This window comes from Streptomyces sp. NPDC050509, from assembly GCF_044457965.1.
Classification (GTDB): Bacteria; Actinomycetota; Actinomycetes; order Streptomycetales; family Streptomycetaceae; genus Streptomyces.
The window spans coordinates 396,915-415,570 of the sequence record NZ_JBITHL010000002.1 but is presented as its reverse complement, the minus strand read 5'-3'; the positions used below and the strand labels follow the sequence as shown (position 1 = coordinate 415,570).

Here is an 18,656-nt window from a genome sequence, read left to right as displayed (position 1 = left end):
CGGGCCCGGGCCACGAGTGCCCGGGCCCGTGCTCAGTCCGTCCGGTACAGATCGGTGAGCAGTTCGATCGCGGCCCGCGTGGCGGGGTGCGGCGCGTCCGACCACCAGGCGAGGCGTACGGCGATGGGCTCCGCGTCGCGGACCGGGCGGTAGACGACGCCGGGGCGCGGGTACTGGTCGCGGGTGGATTCCGCCGTCACCCCCACGCAGCGGCCGGTGGCGATGGCGGTGAGCCAGTCGTCGACGTCGTGAACGGCCTCCGCCACCGGACGGGACTCCGGCGGCCACAGCTCCGTGGTGGTGGTGCCGGTCCTGCGGTCGACGAGCAGGGTGCGTCCGCCGATGTCCGCGAGCCGGATCGAGCGGTGCCTGGCCAGCGGGTCGTCCGCCGCCATGGCGCAGTAGCGCCGCTCCAGGCCCACGATGACGGAGTCGAAGCGCCGGTCGCCGTCGAGCGGTTTGCGTACGACGGCGAGATCGCAGGCGCCCTCGGCCAGGCCGGCGGTGGCCGAGTTGGTCCGTACGAGATGGAGCCGCGTCTCCGGGCGGGTACCGCTCCAGCGGCGCTGGAACGCCAGGGTGTGGCGGCCCAGCGCCGACCAGGCATAGCCGATCCTGAGCTGGGCGTGGCCCTCGGTGGCCTCGCCGACCAGGTCGTCCACCTCGGTGAGCACCCGCCGGGCGTGCGCCACGACGCGCAGCCCGGTCGCGGTCGGGGTCAGCTCGCGGGTGGTACGGCGGATCAGCAGCACCCCGAGTTCGCGTTCGAGAGCGGCGAGCTGACGGGAGACGGCCGGCTGCGAGAGGCCCAGTTCCGTGGCGGCGCCGGTGAAGCTGCCCTCGTCGACGATGGCGACGAGACAGCGGAGCTGTCGTAGTTCCACGTTCATCCGGGCCCTCGTCCGCTCGCTCACTCACTTATTACATTCGCGCATAAGTTGTCTCGTTCATTCATTTTACGTAAGAGGCCGGCGGGCGGACGATCGGTTCATGTCGTCAGCAACCACACGTACGGCCGGTGTCGCCACCATGTTCGGCAGCGGTCTGTCCAATCAGACGGGGGCGGCGGTCGGGGCGCTCGCCTTCCCCGTCCTGGGCCCGGTGGGTGTCGTGGCCGTACGTCAGTACGTCGCCGCGATCCTGCTGCTGGCCGTCGGCCGGCCCCGGCTGCGCTCGTTCACCCGGCACCAGTGGTGGCCCGTACTGCTGCTGGCGGTGGTGTTCGCGACGATGAACCTGTCGCTGTACAGCGCCGTCGACCGGATCGGTCTGGGGCTGGCGGTCACCCTGGAGTTCCTGGGGCCGCTCTCCATCGCGCTGGCGTCCTCGCGCCGCCGGGTGGACATACTCTGCGCGGTGCTCGCCACCGCGGGCGTGGCGACCCTGATGCGTCCCCGGCCGACCACCGACTACCTCGGCATCGGCCTCGGGCTGCTGGCCGCCGCCTGCTGGGCCTCGTACATCCTGCTCAACCGCACCGTGGGGCGGCGGGTGCCGGGCACCGAGGGGGCGGCGGCCGCCGCCGGGCTCTCCGGGCTGCTGTTCCTGCCCGTCGGTCTCGCCGTCGTGATCCACCGTCCGCCGTCCATGGGGGCGGTGGGGTGCGCGGTGATCGCGGGGGTGCTCTCCTCGGCCGTACCGCTCCTCGCGGACCTGTTCGCCCTGCGGCGGGTGCCGGCCCGGACGTTCGGGCTCTTCATGAGCGTCAACCCGGTGCTGGCCGCGGTGGTCGGGGGGATCGTGCTGGGCCAGACACTGCACGCCGCGGAGTGGGCGAGCATCGGGGCCATCGTCGCCGCCAACGCGATCAGCATCCTCCTCACCCCCGCTCCCCCGGCCGCGCCGGCGCCCGTACCGTCAGGGGGTCGGTCACCCGCCCGGTGGTCTCCTCCTCGGGTACGGGAGCGGTCCCGTCCGGGGTGCCCCTGACGCCTGTGTGGTGGAAGAGCAGGTTGAGGAGGAACGCCGTCAGCGTGGCGCTGGTGATGGCGCTGCCGGCGATGATCTGGAACCAGTTCGGGAAGGCGTGGTAGATCGTCGGGGCGGCGACCGGGAGCATGCCGACACCGATGGACACGGCCACGATCAGCAGGTTGTTCGTGCCGTCGAAGGGCACCTTGCGCAGGGTGTTGATGCCCACGGCCGTGACGGTGGCGAACATGACCAGCCCCGCCGCGCCGATCACCGGGCCCGGCAGGGAGGCGACGACCTCACCGAGCTTGGGCACGAGGCCCAGCAGGATCAGGATGGCTCCGGCGACGGCGGCGACGTAACGGCTGCGGACCCTGGTCATGCCGACCAGCCCCACGTTCTGGGCGAAGACGGTGTCCAGGAAGCCGTTCATGACCCCGCCGAGGACACCGGACACCCCGTCGGCGGCCAGGCCCTTGGCCAGGTCGCGGGAGGTGAGCGGGCGGCCCGTCATCTCCCCGACGGCGAGCATGTCGGCGGTCGACTCGGTGAACGTCACCAGCATCACCACGCACATCGAGATGACGGCAGCGACCGGGAACTCCGGGGCGCCGAAGTGGAAGGGCGCGGCGACCCCGAACCAGTCGGCGTCCCCGACGGTGGAGAAGTCGGTCAGCCCCATGAACACCGCGACGGCCGTTCCGCCGACCAGGCCGAGCAGCACGCCCAACTGGGCGAGGAAGCCCCGGCCGAAGCGGCCGATCAGCACGATGAACAGGACGATGCCGCCCGCGAGCGCGAGATGGCTCGGAGCGGCGTAGTCCGGGGCCGTCGGGTCCGCTCCCGCTATCAGGCCGGCGGCGACGCCTATCAGCGAGAGCCCTATGACGGTGATGACGGACCCGCTGACCAGGGGCGGGAAGAACCGTACGGCGCGTGCGAAGGGCACCGCGACCAGCAGGCCGAAGACCCCGGCGGCGATCATCGACCCGTAGACGGCCTGCATGCCGTACTCGCCCGCGATCAGGATCATCGGGGTCACGGCGGTGAACGTGGCGCCCGCGACGACCGGCAGGCGTACGCCGAGGATCCGGCCGACGCCGAGCGCCTGGAGCAGCGTGATCAGACCGGCCACCAGCAGATCGGCGTTGATCAGCAGCCCGATGGTGGATGTGTCGAGCTTCGCCGCCGCACCGAAGACCAGCGGCACGGTCACGCAGCCCGTGTACATCACCAGTACATGCTGGAGCCCGAGCAGCCCCAGCTTGCCGGGCGGCAGCATCCGGTCGACGGGATGGGGGGACGGAGCGGTTCCCTGGGACACGGGTGCCTCCGGAGTGGATGGTGGCGGGCGGGAGCGAATCAACTTTCTGTTGAATTCGTTTCCCGCACATTGCCACCTCCCTACGGTGCTGTTGCGCGGATCCGCGCGGAGGACCTACCTGGCCAGGAGGGCCCGCAGCGCCTTGACGACCTCGGCCGGGGCCTCCTCGGCCATGAAGTGGCCCAGGGCGACGGAGGAGTGATCCAGATCGGGGGCCCACGCCTCCCACAGCGCGGCGGCGTCGAAGCCGAGGGCCGCGCCCCAGTCCTGCTGGAGGACGGTCACCGGCATGCGCAGCCGGTGGCCGGCCGCGCGGTCGGCCCGGTCGTGTGCGACATCGACGGCGGCCGAGGCCCGGTAGTCGGCGACGATCGGGACGACGGCCTCACGGGACGCCTTCAGGTAGGCGGCGCGGATGTCGGCGGGGATCGCCTCCGGGTCACGGGCCCAGATGTCCAGGAAGTGGCCGAAGAAGGCGTCGGGGGCGGCGCCGATCAGCACCTCCGGCAGGCCCGGCGGCTGCGCCATCAGATAGAGGTGGAAGCCGACGGCGGCGGAGGTGCCGTGCAGGACGTCCCACATGTCCAGCGTGGGCAGGACGTCCAGCGAGGCCAGGTGGGTGACCGCGTCGGGGTGGTCGAGACCGGCGCGTACGGCGACCAGGGCGCCCCGGTCATGGCCGGCCAGGGCGAACCGCTCGTGGCCGAACGCACGGGCGAGGGCGACGGTGTCGGCGGCCATCGTGCGCTTGGAGTAGGTCAGCCCGTCGGTGTCGGTGGGCTTGTCGCTGTCTCCGTACCCCCGCAGGTCGGGGCAGATGACGGTGTGGTCGGCGGCCAGGTCGGCGGCGACGTGGCGCCACATGAGATGGGTCTGGGGGAAGCCGTGCAGCAGCACGACGGGGCTTCCTGAGCCGCCCACGGCGACGTTGAGGGAGACGCCTTCGGCGACGGTGACGCGCTGGTAGTCGAATCCGGGGATCCGGGGCTGGGGCTGGGGCTGGGGCTCCATGGTGCGGCCCTTTCCGCTCGGTGAGCTGTGTACGGGGTCGGCGTGTACGGGGCCAGCCTGCGGGCCCCCGATCAGCAACCGGTCAGCAACCGCTGACCAACCGCTGACCAGGGCGTACGGGCGGTGGCCCGCTACATTGGCGGGATGACCAGCGAGGCGGCCCCACCGGAGGTGACCTTCGGGGTGCTGGGCCCGCTGGAGGCGTCGGACCGGCACGGACCGCTCGCCCTGAAAGGGCCCAGGCACCGGGCGGTGCTGGCCCGGCTGCTGATCGCGCGGGGCCGGGTCGTCCCCGTGGACCGGCTCGCCGGTGACCTGTGGGAGCGGCCCCCGGACGGCGCGGCCGGGGCGATCCAGACGTTCGTCTCCGCGCTGCGCCGCGCCCTGGAGCCCGACCGGCCGCCCCGCGCCCCCGCGCGGCTGCTGGTGACGGTCTCCCCCGGCTACGCGCTGCGCGCGGCCCCGGACGCGGTGGACGCCTGGCGGTTCGAGGCGGTGACGGGCGCGGCCGGTTCGCTGCTGACGACGGGGAAGGCCGGGGAGACGCTGACCCGTCTCGACCGGGCGCTGGCGCTCTGGCGCGGTCCCGCGTACGCGCAGTTCACGGACGAGGGGTGGGCGCGCGGGGAGATCACCCGCCTGGACGGACTGCGGCTGCTGGCCGTGGAGCGGCGCGCGCAGGCGCTGCTGGAGCTGGGGCGGGCCGCCGAGGCGGTACCGGATCTGGCGGCCCACGCCGGGGCCCATCCGCTGCGCGAGGACGCCTGGCGGCTGTGGGCGCTGGCGCTGTACCGCTCGGGCCGGCAGGGCGACGCCCTCGCCGTACTGCGCCGGGCCGGGCGGACGCTGGCCGGGGAGCTGGGCGTGGACCCGGGCCCCGGGCTGCGCGCACTGGAGGCCGGCATCCTCGCCCAGGACCCCCGTCTCATGACGCCCGGAGCGACCGGAGGCGGAAGCGGCGCCCCGCCCGGGGTGACACCGCGCGCCCCGCATGGAGTGCCGCCTCGGGCCACGGCGGCGCCGTACGGACGGCCGTTCGTGGGCCGCGCCCGGGAGTTGGCCCTGCTGGAGGAGGCCGCCGCGACGGCCGTACGGCGCGGCGGGCTCGCCCTGGCCCTGGTCTCCGGCGATCCCGGCGCCGGGAAGACCGCGCTCGCCGAGGCGCTGACCGACACGCTGACGACGCGGGGGTGGACCACGGCGTGGGGCGCCTGCCCGGAACACGACGGGGCGCCGGGCGGCTGGCCGTGGTCCCGGATCGTGACCGCCCTGGCCGCCTCGGGAGCCGGCCCCCCGCCGGATGTCCCGGATGTCCCGGATGTCCCGGACGGCGCCGGTACGCACGGCGCGTCGGCCTCGGCCCGGGCCGCCGCCCGCTTCCGTATGCACCGGGCGGCGCTCTCGTATCTCGGTACGGTGGCGGACAGGGGTCCCGTACTCCTGGTCCTCGACGATCTGCACCGGGCGGGTGAGGAGACCCTGGATCTACTGTCCGCCCTGGTCGCGGAGTCCGTCGCGGGTCCTGTCCTGCTCGTCGGCACCTACCGGGCCACGGAGATCTTCCCCGGCCTGACCGACGCGCTCGCCGGGTTCGCCCGCGCGGAACCGGTCCGGGTGTACCTGGGCGGGCTGCCCGAGGAGGCCACGGACGCCCTCGTCCGTACCGTCGTCCAGGGGGACGTGGACGCCCGGACCGCGCGGGTCATCCACCGGCGCAGCGGCGGCAACCCCTTCTTCGTACGGGAACTGGCGCGGCTGGTCGACGCCGAGGGGCGCGCGGCGCTGGACGCCGTACCCGCCGGGGTGCGGGACGTCATCCGCCACAGGGTGGCGCGGCTGCCGGGGCCGGCCCGGACGGTGCTGCGGCAGGCGGCGCTGGCCGGCCCGGACGTCGATGTGGAGGTGCTGATGGCCCTGGGGACGGACGAGGACGTGGTGCTGGACGCGCTGGAGTCCGCGCTGGTCGCGGGGTTCCTCGCCGAACAGGGGCCGGGGCGGACGCGGTTCGCCCATGCCCTGGTGCGCGACACGCTGTACGACGACATCTCCGGGCCGCGCCGGGCGCGTTGGCACGCGGCGGTCGCCGAGGCGGTCGAGCGCCTGCGCCCCGACGACACCGCCTCCCTCGCCCATCACTTCGGCCGTGCCGGGACCCGGGCCACGGCGGCCAGGGCCGCCCGTTACGCCCGGGCGGCGGCCGTGCGGGCGGAGCGGGGGTTCGCCCCGCACGAGGCGGTACGGCTGTGGCGGCAGGCGGTCGCCGCCCATGACCGGGGCGACGGGGACGACGTACGCGGCCGGCTGGAGGCGGTCATGGGCATGGTGCGCGCACTGGCCGTGACCGGAGGCCTGGAGTCCGCGCGGACGCACCGCGCGGAGGCGGTCGCCACGGCCGAGGCGCTGGGCGATCCGGCGTTCACCGCCGAGGTGCTCGGCGCCTTCGACGTGCCCGCGATCTGGACCCGCAACGACGACGAGGAGCTGTCCCGGCGGATCGCCGGGACGATCGAGCGCACCCTGACCGCGCTGCCCGAGGACCAAGTCGCGCGGCGCGCACGGCTGTTGGGCACCCTCGCTCAGGAGCTGCGCGGTGTCCCCGTCGACCGGGGCCCCGGGGCGGCGCGGGAGGCGGAGGCCCTCGCGCGCCGTCTGGGCGACCCGGCGCTGCTCGGCCTCGCCCTCAACGGCCGCTTCCTGCACGCCTTCCAGCGGGCCGGTCTGGCGCCGGAACGCGCCGGGATCGGCACGGAGCTCGTCGAACTGGCCGCCCGGCACCGCCTGGTGACCTTCGAGGTGCTGGGCCGTCTGATCCTTGTCCAGGCCCGCTCCGCGCTCGCCGACTTCGACGCGGCCGACGAGCACGCGGCTGCCGCCGACCGGCTCGCGGAGCGGTACGGCATCCCTCTCGCGGGCGTGTTCACCCAGTGGTACGCCGCTCTGCGGCAGGCCGTCGCGGGGCGGCGGGAGGAGGCGGAGGCCGGGTACCGTGCGGGCGGCCGGGCCCTGGCCGGCAGCGGTATGCCGGGCCTGGCGGAGGGCGTTCTCCCGCTCGCGCTGCTGTGTCTGCGCCTCCAGGCGGACGGGCGGGCGGAGGTGGACCAGGACGCGGAGTGGGGTCCGTACGCGCCCTGGGTCCGTCCGCTGGCCCTGCTCGCCGGGGGCCGCCGCGACGCGGCCCGGGCCGCCGTGCGCGCCGTTCCCGAATCACCCGCCGATCTGCTCCTGGAGGCCCGGCTGTGTCTGCTCGCCCGGGCCGCCGTCGAGGTCGGGGACCGGCCGGTGATGGCGCGTACGTACGACCGACTGCGGCCCGCCGAGGGCGAGTTGGCGGGGGCGGCCAGCGGGCTGCTCTGTCTCGGCCCGGTGGCTCGGCACCTCGGCGACCTCGCTCTCGCGTGCGGGGAGCGTGAACGGGCGGCGGACCACTACCGGCGGGCGCTGGCGGTCGCGCGGGAGGCCGGCGCCCCGCACTGGACCACGGCCGCCCGCGACGCGCTCGACTCTCTCGGCCGGCTTTCCCCCGGGCGTCCGTGACCCCTCACCGGGTGTCCGGGGGCGGGCTCAGCCAGGTGGTCAGCGCCCACCACCAGTGCAGGGTGGCCAGCGGCCCCGGCCGGCCGTCGTGCCGGGGGTCGGTCAGCGACTCCCCCGTGATCTGCTGGAGCCTGCCGAGCCGGTAGCGGACGGTGTTGGGGTGGGTGAACAGGGTCGCCGCCGTCTGGTCGAGTCGCCGCCCGTGGTCCAGGAACGTCAGTGCGGTGAGGGCGAGTTGACGGTGGAAGTCGTCCGAGGGATCAAGGGATCCGAGCAGTTCGCGGGTCAGGTAGGCGCCCAGGAGTGGCTGGTCGGCCAGGGCGATCTCGGCGGCGAGGTCGGTGAGTTCGTACACTCCGCGCCATCCGCGCCGGCCGCCGATGTCCAGGGCGCGGACGCAGAGCCGGTACACCGGGCGCAGGGCGTCCGGGGGTACGGCCGGTGAGACCACGGCGAGGGCGCCCGCCGGGATCTCCTCGCCGCGCGGCGGCCGGGGGCACAACCCCACCAGACGCCCCTCGACCAGCAGGAAGTCGCCGCACGGGGCGACGGACCGAGAGGCGAGCAACAGGCCGCGCGCGGGGCCCGTGGCGTCCGCGACGAGGCAGTGGCGCGCGCTGTCCGGCCGGATGCCGGCCCGCGCCAACTCCTCGGCGGACGGCGGCGGACCGCCCGCCAGGAGCTGTCGCAGCGCTCGCGCCCGGACCCCGCCCGCCGGGTGCGGCACGCGCTGTTCGGCGGTGCGGTATCCGTGGACCACATGGCGCTCGACGGCGTCGCCGTACTCCTTGAGCAGCAGGACCGCCGAGAGCACCAGGCCGTCGGGGACCCCGGCGGCCCTGCTCCGGTCGACGGTGATCTCCACCGCGCGGGTGAGGGCGGCCTGCACGCCGCGCAGGACGGCGGTCACCGGGACGGCCTGGCCGGCCCGGTCGGCGCCGAGCAGCAGGGCGGCGGCGAAGCTCTGTTCCTCGACCCGGTCGAGGGTGGCGAACCACTGGCCCGCGGCGGTGACCAGGGCGGACACATGCCGGTGGCTCTCCGCCTCGGCGAGGTCGGCCACCTCGGGCGAACGGCTCCGCGCCGCGTGGACGAGTTCGCCGCAGACGGCCGGGTCGACGGCCATGGCCCGCAGGATCTCGGTGACCGGCTCGCGCTGATGGGTGACCGTCATGAGCCTCGCCCTTCTCCGTCGGAGCACGGTCGCGGAGCGCTGTCGTGGCGCACCGTCGCGGCGCACTGTCGCCGGGCCACAACGACGGGGCGGATGCGTTGGCTCCCGGCTACTACCGCACTTCTGTGGCGACCTGATTATCTGTGAGCTACCGCACGGTAACAGCAGGGCCATCGTGGCAACACCTCCCCCGCGTCCCCTTTCGGAAGGCCCCCCATGGAGAAGCCGGAGAGCACGGAGAAGTCGGAGAAGCCCGCGGACCCGGCCCTGTTCAGCCGACGTCACGCGCTCACGGTGGCGGGCGGGGTGATCGCCGGCGCCGCCGCCTTCTCCCAGCCCCTGCCTGCCTTCGCCGCCTCAGCCGCGTCCTCGGACGCGGACGCGATCGTCGTCGGCGGCGGTCTGGCGGGGCTGGTCGCGACGGCGGAACTGGCCGCGGCCGGGCGGAAGGTACTCCTCCTCGACCAGGAACCCGAGTCCAATCTGGGCGGGCAGGCGTTCTGGTCGTTCGGCGGCCTCTTCTTCGTGGACTCCGACGAGCAGCGGCTCATGGGCATCAAGGACTCCCCCGAACTGGCCTGGCAGGACTGGCAGGGCGCGGCGGGCTTCGACCGGGGCGTGTCCGACCCGCGCGGCCAGGACCACTGGGCGCACCAGTGGGCCGAGGCGTACGTGGACTTCGCCGGCGGGGAGAAGCGGTCCTGGCTGTACGGGCTGGGCGTGCGCTGGTTCCCCATCGTCGGCTGGGCCGAGCGCGGCGGCGGCCTCGCGGACGGGCACGGCAATTCGGTGCCCCGTTTCCATGTCACCTGGGGCACGGGACCGGCCGTGGTCGAGCCGTTCGAGAAGAAGGTACGGGCCGCGGTCGACGCCGGCCTGGTGACGTTCAGGTTCCGGCACCGGGTCGACGAGCTGGTACGGACCGGCGGCGCCGTCACCGGTGTACGCGGAGCGGTCCTGGAGCCGAGCACCGCCCCCCGCGGCAAGGCCACCTCCCGCACCGTGGTCGGTGACTTCGAACTCCGCGCCCCGGTGGTGATCGTCACCTCCGGCGGGATCGGCGCCAACCACGATCTCGTACGGCGGAACTGGCCCGCCCGCCTCGGCACCCCGCCCAAGAACATGATCACCGGTGTGCCCGCCTACGTGGACGGCCGGATGCTCGCCATCACCGAGAAGGCCGGCGGACGGATCGTCAACCCCGACCGGATGTGGCACTACACCGAGGGCCTGCGCAACTACGACCCGATCTGGCCCGACCACGGCATCCGTATCCTGCCTGGACCCTCGTCCCTGTGGTTCGACGCCACCGGCAAACGCTTCTCCGCCCCCGACTTCCCCGGTTACGACACCCTCAACACCCTGAAGTCGATCACCGCGAGCGGCCATGACTACTCCTGGTTCGTGACGACCCAGAAGATCCTGGCGAAGGAGTTCGCCCTGTCGGGCTCCGAGCAGAACCCGGACCTGACCAACAAGGACATCCTGAAGCTCCTCTCGCGCATCTGGCAGACCCCCGAGCCGATCGAGAAGTTCAAGAAGAACGGTGTCGACTTCGTCGTCGCCACGACCCTGCCCGAACTGGTCGCCGGCATGAACCGGCTGACCGGGAACAACCTCATCGACCTGGCCGGCCTGAAGCGCCAGATCGACGCGCGGGACCGCGAGATCGAGAACCCGTACACCAAGGACGCCCAGGTGATGGGGATCCGCAACGCCCTCGCCTACCCCGGGGACACCCTCAGCCGTACCGCCTCCGCCCACCGGATCATGGACACGAGCGCGGGCCCGCTGATCGCCGTACGGCTCAACATCCTCACCCGCAAGACCCTCGGCGGGCTCCAGACCGACCTCCTGGGCCGGGTGCTGGACGCGTCGGGCACACCGGTCCCCGGGCTGTACGCGGCCGGTGAGGTGTCCGGGTTCGGCGGGGGCGGGGTGCACGGATACCGGTCCCTGGAGGGCACGTTCCTCGGTGGCTGCCTGTTCTCCGGCCGTCAGGCGGGCCGGGCCGCCGCGGCGGCGACGGCGTAGCGCGCGCCGCCGGTCGCCGGTCGCCGGTCGCCAGGAATGGTCCGGTCCCTCCGAGATCCCCCCTGGCCGGAAACGGGGACCCCTTATAGTGCCGGGGACACACGGAGGGCCACGATGACCGTGCGAATCAGCGTCAACCGGCCTCCCGGCCCCTGAACCGCTGGTCGCACCGGCCGGTGGCGTACCGCCTCCGACGTACCCGACCTCGGAGGCACGACAGCGATGACACCGGCCGAACCCACCGCCCGGAACGCCGGGGCGACCGCCCCACCGCCCGGGTGCCCCGCGCACCGGGGCGTTGGGGACCACGCGGACTCCGCCGTGCCGCTGAGCGGCCCTCGCTTCCAGACCGAACCCAGCCGTCTCTACCGCGAGATGCGGCGGGACCACGGCTCCGTGGCCCCCGTACTCCTGGAAGGCGGCATACCCGCGTGGCTGGTCCTCGGCTACCGCGAACTGCACCAGGTCACCGGCGACCCCGTGCTCTTCAGCCGCGACTCCGAAGTGTGGAACCAGTGGGACCGCGTCCCCGAGGACTGGCCGCTGGCGCCGCTGATCGGCCGCGGGCAGCCGTCCATCCTCTACACGACCGGTGAGCGCCACCGCGAACGGGCCGCGATGGTGAGCGACGCACTGGAGGCGGTCGACCCGTTCATGCTCCGACGCTTCGCCGAACAGCTCGCCGACGAGTTGATCGACGGCTTCTGCGCCGAGGGCGGTACGGACATCATCCCCCGGTACGCGATGCCGTTCCCGGTCCGGGTCCTCGCCAGGATCTACGGCTACCCGGACGACCAGGGGCCCGGTCTCGCCGCCGCCGCGATCGATCTGGCCGACGGCGGCGAACTGGCCCAGGCGGCGCAGCGATACCTCTTTGAAGCGACCGCCTCGCTCCTCGACGGGAAGAAGGACGGCGCGGGTCCTCCGGACGTCGCCTCCCGGCTGCTGCGCAACACCGCCGGCTTCACCGAGGAGGAGGCCCTTCACGACCTGATCGTGCTGGTCATCGCGGGCCATACACTGACCGCCGACTGGATCGGCAACTCGCTGCGGCTGATGCTCACCGACGAGCGTTTCGCCACGTCGCTCTCCGGCGGCCGGCACAGCGTCGCCGACGCCATGAACGAGGTCCTCTGGGAGGACACCCCCGCGCAGAACGCCGTGGGCCGGTGGGCCACCCGCGACACCACCCTCGGCAACCGCCCCGTCAAGGCGGGCGACATGCTGCTCCTCGGGATCGCCGCCGCCAACAACGATCCGCAGGTACGCACCCACGGCTCGGCGCTCACCGGTGGCAACAACGCCTATTTCTCGTTCGGGCACGGTGAGTACCGCTGTCCGTTCCCGGCGCAGGAGATCGCCGAGGTCATCGCCCGTACGGCCATCGAGGTGCTGCTCGACCGGCTCCCCGATCTCGACCTCGCCGTCCCCGCCGAATCGCTGACGCGGCGGCCCTCCCCGTGGGCGCGCGGTCTGACGACCCTCCCGGTGACCTTCACCCCCGCCCCCACCGTGCGCCCCGGGAACGGCCGGGAGCGCTGAGAGGCGGGGCAGAGCTGACCGCGTTCACCCGGACGTCCCCGGGTTATCCGGCCCGTCCGGCCACCGGGTCGGCGGGAAGGACGTGGTCGCCGATCTTGTCGGTGCTCAGGCACAGCGAGCAGACCATCGCGCCATGGGTGTGGCAGGCGGCCAGGTCGGGCCGTTCGAACTCCTGGCGGCAGACATGGCACGGGTGGACGGTCCCGCTGGGGTTGCCCTCGGCGTCCAGGAGCGGCTCGTCGATCCCGTCGTCGGCGCGCCGCAGGTAGTAACGGCCCTTGGTGGCCACGGCCATCAGCGGGGTGAGGACGAAGGCGATCAGCGCGGCGGCGACGGGCGAGTACGGCTGGAGGGTGTCGCCCAGCGCGTGGAAGTACATGGCGATGGAGAGCCCGGAGGCGGCGACGAAGGAGACCACGCCCACCGGGTTGACGGCGTACAGCATGCCCCGGCGGAACTCGGGGGCGTGCGGGGAGAGTTTCAGCAGATACTTGTTGATCATGATGTCGGTGGCGACGGTGACGACCCAGGCGATGGCGCAGTTGGAGTAGAAGCCCAGGATGCTGTTGAGGAAGCTGAACATGTCGGCCTCCATCAGGATCAGCGCGAACGCCAGATTGACCAGGACGAAGACCATCCGGCCCGGGTAGTGCTTCGAGACCCGGGTGACGGAGTTGGTCCAGGCCAGCGAGCCCGAGTAGGCGTTGGTGACGTTGATCTTGATCTGGCTGATCACGACGAGGACCACGGCCAGCGGGACCACCAGCCAGGACGGCATCATCGCGTCGAAGGCGCCCCGGAACTGCTGGATGGGCTCGGTGGCCGCCACCGGGCCCACCTCGGAGAGGATGTAGACGGCCAGGAAGACGCCCATCGCCTGCTTCAGCGCGCCCAGCACCACCCACCCGGGACCGGCCATGACCACGGCCGTCCACCAGGCGCGGCGGTTGGCGTCGGTCCGGGGCGGCATGAAGCGCAGATAGTCGATCTGCTCGCCGATCTGCGCGATCAGCGACAGACACACCCCGGCCCCCAGCAGCACGGAGGCGGTGTTGACGCCCCCGTCGCCGTCGGTCCCCGCATAGGCCAGCCAGCGGTCCACCGTGCCGGGGTCGGTGACGATCAGATAGATCAGCGGCCCCGCCATCAGCAGCAGCCACACGGGAGTCGTCCACACCTGGAGCTTGCTGAGCGCCTTCATCCCGTAGATGACCAGGGGGATCACCATGAGCGTCGAGACCAGGTACCCCGCCCACAGCGGCAGTCCGAAGCCGAGTTTCAGCCCCTGCGCCATGATCGAGCCTTCGAGGGCGAAGAAGATGAAGGTGAAACTGGCGAAGATGACGCTGGTCAGGACGGACCCGTAGTAGCCGAAACCGGAGCCGCGGGTGATCAGGTCGAGGTCGATGTTGTACCGCGCGCCGTAATAGGCGAGCGGGAAACCGGTGATGAAGATGACGGCCGCGGCGACGGCGATCGCGGCCAGCGCGTTGCCGGTGCCGTGGGTGAGGCCGATACCGGCGCCGATGGAGAAGTCCGCGAGATAGGCGATCCCGCCGAGCGCGGTGGTCGCCACGACCATCGGCGTCCAGCGGCGGTAGCTGCGCGGGGCGAACCGGAGGGTGTAGTCCTCCAGCGTCTCGCCGGCCGCCTGATCGCCGCCCGGCCGTGCGGTGGGTGGCTCCTGGTCACTGGTGGGAGCTATGAGCTGTGGCTCGCTGCTCATGCCGCGCCTCCTGGGGAGAGTGAGGTGGGTGGGGGGTGGTGCGGGGTGCTGCGGGGAAATGCGGGGAGCGGACGGGTGCGGGTGCGGGTGCGGGTGCGGTTGCGGGTACGGGTACGGGTGTGGCTGGGGCTGGGGCTGGGGCGATGTGTGGGGGGGCGCGGGGTCAGATACGGTCCGCGTGGAGGGCCATCTGGGTCAGGGCCCGTTCGGCGCGCTCCATCACGGCGGCCAGGGAGCCACCGACATGGCTGTGCAGCGCCCGGTATCCCTCGTCGAGGCGGCCGTCCCGCACCAGTTCCATGATTTCGATGTGCTCGGCGATGGTCGACGCGACCCGGTCCTCGCTGAGGAAGTCGTACATCCGTACCCGACGGATCCTCTGAGAGGCCGTCACCAGGGCCTCGGTCAGCGCCGGGTTGCCGGAGGCCCGGGAGAGGGCGGTGTGGAACTCCTCGTCGAGCACCACGAACCGGGCATCCGGCGGCGGAGGGTCCGCCCGCAGCGCGTACCAGCGCCGCAGCTCCGCGTCGAGGAGGCCGGGATCGTGCCGTACGGAGCCGTCCTCGACGGCCCGCGCCATGCCGCGCAGCTCCAGGGTGGCCCTGAGCTCGTACAGATCCCGCAACTGCGTGAGGCTGGGCACGGTCGGGAAGAACCCCCCGTCGGCCCGCTCGATCAGACCGTCGGCCAGCAGCCGCGCCATCGCCTCGCGTACGGGCGTCCTGGAGACCCCGAACCGGTCGGCCAGCCGCACCTCGGCCAGCCGCTCGCGCGGCCCGATCCGGCCGGCCAGCAGGTCCTCGCGCAGCCGTGCGTAAACCCGCTCACGGTGCGGGGGCGCCGCCGCACCGTCCGGTACGGCGGGCCCTGTGTCCGGCGGCGTATACAGGCCCGTATCCATGACGTGGAAGGGTAGGAACGGCCTGTTTCCCGCCGACGCCTCCTGTGTGAAGGCGCTGTTTCGGAGTTTCTGATTTCCGGGGTTCGGGGCCCTCGGCTCAGGCGGGGAGCAGGAGCCCGTCCAGGTCCGCGCGGATCTCCTCGGGCGTGACGGTGGGCTCGTACCTGCGCAGCACGCCACCGTCCCTGCCGACGAGGAACTTCGTGAAGTTCCACTTGACCTCGTCGGTGCCGATCGCCTCGGGCCGGCTGTTCTTGACGTGCTCGTACAGGAAGCCGTTGGCGGGGCCGAAGTCGCCGGGCGCCTCGCTCCGCAGATGGGCGAAGAGCGGTGCCGCCCCGGGGCCGTTGACGTCGACCTTCCCGAAGACGGGGAAGGTGACGTCGAACGTGACGGAGCAGAACTCCTGGATCTCCGCGTCGGTGCCCGGCTCCTGGCCGCCGAACTGGTTGCAGGGGAAGCCGAGGACATCGAGACCGCGCGCCCCGAACTCGCGGTGAAGGGCTTCCAGTCCTTCGTACTGCGGCGTCAGTCCGCACTTGCTGGCGACGTTGACGATCAGCAGGACACGCCCCGCGTGGTCGGCGAGCCGGCGGCTGGTGCCGTCCGCGGTGGTGACGTCGAAGTCGTGCACGCCCATGTGGCGCTCCTCGTGGTCTCGTTCGGGAGCGCGGGCCTGCCGCGCCACCCGTACCCATTCATGTGATGACCGCATGGACAGTAACCGACACGGCCCGGCGGGCCTCCGCAGGCGGCCGTCGCGGCGGATCCTGTCACGACGCTGGCGCGGCGGAGCCTCTTCGGGGACGATCAGGTGGTTTGATCCCAGCCGTCCCGACAGTCACGCGCCGCCCTCGGTACTCCCCCATGTCACGCAGCGTGGCCTTCCCGGCCGCGGACCGGGAAGGAATCGCGCCGATGTTCAGACCGCGCACCAGCGACGTGAAGCGCGTCGTCGTCTCGATGGCCCTCGTCCTCACCATGGCCGGCTTCACGGATTCCGTGCCCTCCGCCATGTCTTCCGCGTCCTCTTTCTCGTCCTCTTCCTCTTCCGCGTCCTCCTCCGTGTCGACGGCCCTATCGGAGTCCGGGCCAGCGTCCGCGAGCGGCGCCGCGCAGGCCGGACGCTCCTGGTTCACCTCCTGGGCCCAGTCCCAGCAGGCCCTCGCCACCAGGACGTTGACCCACCAGTCCGTACGGATGATCACCCACCTCAGCCAGGGTGGCGACGCACTGCGCATCCGGGTCCAGAACACCTTCGGCAGGACGCCGCTCACGGTCGACGGCGTCACCGTGGGCCGCGGCGGGGAGGGAGCGGCGATCGTCGGCGGCACCGTACCGGTCACCTTCAAGGGCCGACGCGCGGTCACGATCCCGCCGGGCGGCGAGGTGTGGAGCGACGCCACCCGGCTGCTGACGCACCCTCAACAGAACGTGGCGGTCAGCATGTTCGTCCCCGGGCCGGTCGTCCCGGGACAGCATGTGACGGGGCTGCGCGACAACTATCTGACGCCGGTGAACTCCGGCGACCATACGGACGACCGCTCCGGTGCCCCCTACACGGAGACGGTGACCTCGACCCTCCTGGTCAGCGCCGTCGATGTCCGCAACCCCGCCCTCAAGGGGACGGTCGTGCCCTTCGGCAGCTCCGTCGTGGACGGCGTGGGCAGCACCCACTGCGGCCCCGGATGCACGGAGACCGGGACGAACCGGCGGTGGACCGATGTGCTGGCGCGGCGGATCACCGATGAACTCCCGCCGAACATCCGCCTGGCGGTGGCCAACGCGGGGATCAGCGGAACGACGAGTTCCGACGCGTGCCCCCGCACCCCCGGCGAGCTCGCGGGCCTGGACGGGCCGGCCAGGCTGGACCGCGATGTGCTGGCGCTGCACGGCGTCACGGGCGTCATCTACTACTACGGCACGAACGACCTGGCCAACGGCTGCACGGCGGCCGCGATCCTCGACAGCTACGACACGGTCTTCCGGCGGCTCCGCGAGGCCGGGATCAAGGTGTACGTCACACCGATCACCCCGCGTGCCTCGTACACCGATCAGAACGATCTCGACCGCCACGCGGTCAACACCGTTGTCAGGAAGGGGAGCACCTGCTCAGGTGCGTGTGACGGCGTGATCGACTTCGATCAGGTGCTGAAGGACCCGCTCCAGCCCAACCGCGTCCGCCTCGACTACGACACCGGCGACGGCATCCACGCGAACATCGCCGGGCAGCGGGCGATCGCCGACTACGTACCCCTGTGGATGCTCACCGGGCGGTCCCCGGCGCCGTCCGCCCCACCGCGAACCGAGGTTCCGTAAGGAGCGCGCCGGGGCCGGGGAGTAGGGGCGGACGCCTCGCCCCGCCCGGCCCCGGCGCTCGGTCAGCGGATCCGGGCGCCGTACACGTGGTCGACCGTCATCGTCATCAGCACCCTGCGCTCGGAGACCATCGCCGCGCGGTACTCGTCCCAGTCCGGATGCTCCCCGGCGGCGACGCGGTAGTAGCGCACCAGCGCCTCGACCTCGGGGCCGTGCGGGTCGGTCCCCGGCCCGGTGAGGGTGGCGATGCCTTCGGCGGTGGCCCAGGCCGCCCCGTCCGGTCCGGTGACCTCCAGCGCGACCCGGGGGTCCCGGCGCAGGTTCGCCGTCTTGGCCCGCCCCTCGGCCATCGAGACGTGGATGACGTCCGCCTCCTGGTCGTAGAAGGGCATGACGGGGGAGAGCTGGGGGCGGCCGTCCGCTTTGATCGTGGCGAGGACACCGAGCCGGCTGTCCGCGAGCAGCGTGCGCGGATGGAACGGGGTAGTGGTCATGTCCCAGCCCAAGTCACCGCGGGATGCCCGTTATTCCCGTCCCTTGCCAAGAGCACTCAAACGCAGGACGGGCACACACCGCGGTAGGTGACCTCGACGTCGGAGACCGTGAAGCCGAACCGTTCCCCCGCGGGAAGGTCGGCCAGCGGATCGCCCGTCGGGTGGACGTCGCGGATGGTGCCGCAGGTGGAACACACCAGGTGCTGGTGCGGGTGGTGCGCGTTGGGGTCGTAGCGCTTGGCGCGGCCGTCGGTGGAGACCTCGACGACCTCACCGAGGGAGACCATCTCGCCCAGCGTGTTGTAGACGGTCGCCCGGGAGATCTCGGGCAGCCGCCGGGCCGCGCGGGCATGCACCTCATCGGCCGTGAGGTGTACGTGGTCGCCGTCGAGGACCTCCGCGACGACACGTCGCTGGGACGTCATCCGCCAGCCACGCCCGCGCAGTCGCTCCAGCAGGTCACTCATATCGGTTCACCTATTCAGGTTTGGTGGGACACCCGGAGTTTACCGGTGGGCGCCCGGGTCCTGATCGGACAGGGGTTTGACGTGTGGTTTGACGTTCTTCTTGACTAAGACTCTGTCCATTGTAGGATCGGTTCCGGCGATAGCCAAGGGACGGGAAGACTCCAGTACGGCAGGAGACAGAGACGTGACGGGACCACCGCCGAGGCACCGCGCGGTGCC

14 protein-coding genes are annotated in these 18,656 nt (G+C 72.4%); 5 read left to right on the top strand and 9 right to left on the bottom strand.

Features of this window, described 5'->3' with window-relative positions; translation table 11 throughout:
* Positions 1–32: 32 nt before the first annotated feature.
* Positions 33–890 (bottom strand): LysR family transcriptional regulator, encoded by an 858-nt coding sequence (locus tag ACIBJC_RS07160; protein WP_399289814.1) that lies wholly within the window; start codon positions 888–890, stop codon positions 33–35.
* A gap of 100 nt (positions 891–990) precedes the next feature.
* On the opposite strand from ACIBJC_RS07160, the gene ACIBJC_RS07155 reads away from it, so the two are divergent.
* Positions 991–1,929, top strand: a complete 939-nt coding sequence (locus tag ACIBJC_RS07155; RefSeq protein WP_399289079.1) for an EamA family transporter — start codon at positions 991–993, stop codon at positions 1,927–1,929.
* Here ACIBJC_RS07155 and ACIBJC_RS07150 read toward each other — a convergent pair.
* Both ACIBJC_RS07150 and ACIBJC_RS07145 read right to left on the bottom strand, forming a co-directional pair.
* On the bottom strand, positions 1,820–3,193 hold the full coding sequence (locus ACIBJC_RS07150; RefSeq protein WP_399289812.1) for a nucleobase:cation symporter-2 family protein: 1,374 nt from the start codon (positions 3,191–3,193) through the stop codon (positions 1,820–1,822). The genes ACIBJC_RS07155 and ACIBJC_RS07150 overlap by 110 nt on opposite strands.
* A gap of 156 nt (positions 3,194–3,349) precedes the next feature.
* Positions 3,350–4,246, bottom strand: coding sequence for an alpha/beta fold hydrolase (locus tag ACIBJC_RS07145; protein WP_399289077.1), 897 nt, complete (start codon positions 4,244–4,246; stop codon positions 3,350–3,352).
* Between the two features lie 144 nt (positions 4,247–4,390).
* Between ACIBJC_RS07145 and ACIBJC_RS07140 the strand changes: the two genes are divergently transcribed.
* Positions 4,391–7,780, top strand: coding sequence for a BTAD domain-containing putative transcriptional regulator (locus ACIBJC_RS07140; protein WP_399289075.1), 3,390 nt, complete (start codon positions 4,391–4,393; stop codon positions 7,778–7,780).
* A gap of 4 nt (positions 7,781–7,784) precedes the next feature.
* Here the strand turns inward: ACIBJC_RS07140 and ACIBJC_RS07135 are convergent, their stop codons facing one another.
* A complete protein-coding gene (locus ACIBJC_RS07135; protein WP_399289073.1) occupies positions 7,785–8,954 on the bottom strand; it encodes a PucR family transcriptional regulator in 1,170 nt (389 codons plus the stop codon).
* A gap of 216 nt (positions 8,955–9,170) precedes the next feature.
* Here ACIBJC_RS07135 and ACIBJC_RS07130 point away from each other — a divergent pair, with 216 nt between their 5' ends.
* Positions 9,171–10,988: an FAD-binding dehydrogenase gene (locus ACIBJC_RS07130; protein WP_399289071.1), complete on the top strand. Its 1,818-nt coding sequence runs from the start codon at positions 9,171–9,173 to the stop codon at positions 10,986–10,988.
* Positions 10,989–11,210: 222 nt separating this feature from the next.
* Positions 11,211–12,530: a cytochrome P450 gene (locus ACIBJC_RS07125; RefSeq protein ID WP_399289069.1), complete on the top strand. Its 1,320-nt coding sequence runs from the start codon at positions 11,211–11,213 to the stop codon at positions 12,528–12,530.
* A 43-nt stretch (positions 12,531–12,573) separates the two neighbouring features.
* On the opposite strand, the gene ACIBJC_RS07120 is transcribed toward ACIBJC_RS07125, so the two are convergent.
* The 3 genes from ACIBJC_RS07120 to ACIBJC_RS07110 all read right to left on the bottom strand — a co-directional run bounded on the left by ACIBJC_RS07120 (position 12,574) and on the right by ACIBJC_RS07110 (position 15,797).
* Positions 12,574–14,256 carry a purine-cytosine permease family protein gene (locus tag ACIBJC_RS07120; RefSeq protein WP_399289067.1) on the bottom strand — a complete coding sequence of 561 codons (1,683 nt, stop codon included), beginning with the start codon at positions 14,254–14,256 and terminating at the stop codon, positions 12,574–12,576.
* A 163-nt stretch (positions 14,257–14,419) separates the two neighbouring features.
* Positions 14,420–15,157 (bottom strand): GntR family transcriptional regulator, encoded by a 738-nt coding sequence (locus ACIBJC_RS07115; protein ID WP_399289065.1) that lies wholly within the window; start codon positions 15,155–15,157, stop codon positions 14,420–14,422.
* A 97-nt stretch (positions 15,158–15,254) separates the two neighbouring features.
* Positions 15,255–15,797 (bottom strand): glutathione peroxidase, encoded by a 543-nt coding sequence (locus ACIBJC_RS07110; protein WP_399289063.1) that lies wholly within the window; start codon positions 15,795–15,797, stop codon positions 15,255–15,257.
* 278 nt (positions 15,798–16,075) lie between these two features.
* Here ACIBJC_RS07110 and ACIBJC_RS07105 point away from each other — a divergent pair, with 278 nt between their 5' ends.
* Positions 16,076–17,476: a GDSL-type esterase/lipase family protein gene (locus ACIBJC_RS07105; protein ID WP_399289061.1), complete on the top strand. Its 1,401-nt coding sequence runs from the start codon at positions 16,076–16,078 to the stop codon at positions 17,474–17,476.
* A 62-nt stretch (positions 17,477–17,538) separates the two neighbouring features.
* Here the strand turns inward: ACIBJC_RS07105 and ACIBJC_RS07100 are convergent, their stop codons facing one another.
* Together ACIBJC_RS07100 and ACIBJC_RS07095 are read right to left on the bottom strand one after the other, a co-directional pair.
* A complete protein-coding gene (locus tag ACIBJC_RS07100) occupies positions 17,539–17,970 on the bottom strand; it encodes a PPOX class F420-dependent oxidoreductase (protein ID WP_399289059.1) in 432 nt (143 codons plus the stop codon).
* A gap of 56 nt (positions 17,971–18,026) precedes the next feature.
* Complete coding sequence (locus tag ACIBJC_RS07095) at positions 18,027–18,437, bottom strand: Fur family transcriptional regulator (protein ID WP_399289057.1); 411 nt, start codon at positions 18,435–18,437, stop codon at positions 18,027–18,029.
* Positions 18,438–18,656 lie beyond the last annotated feature (219 nt).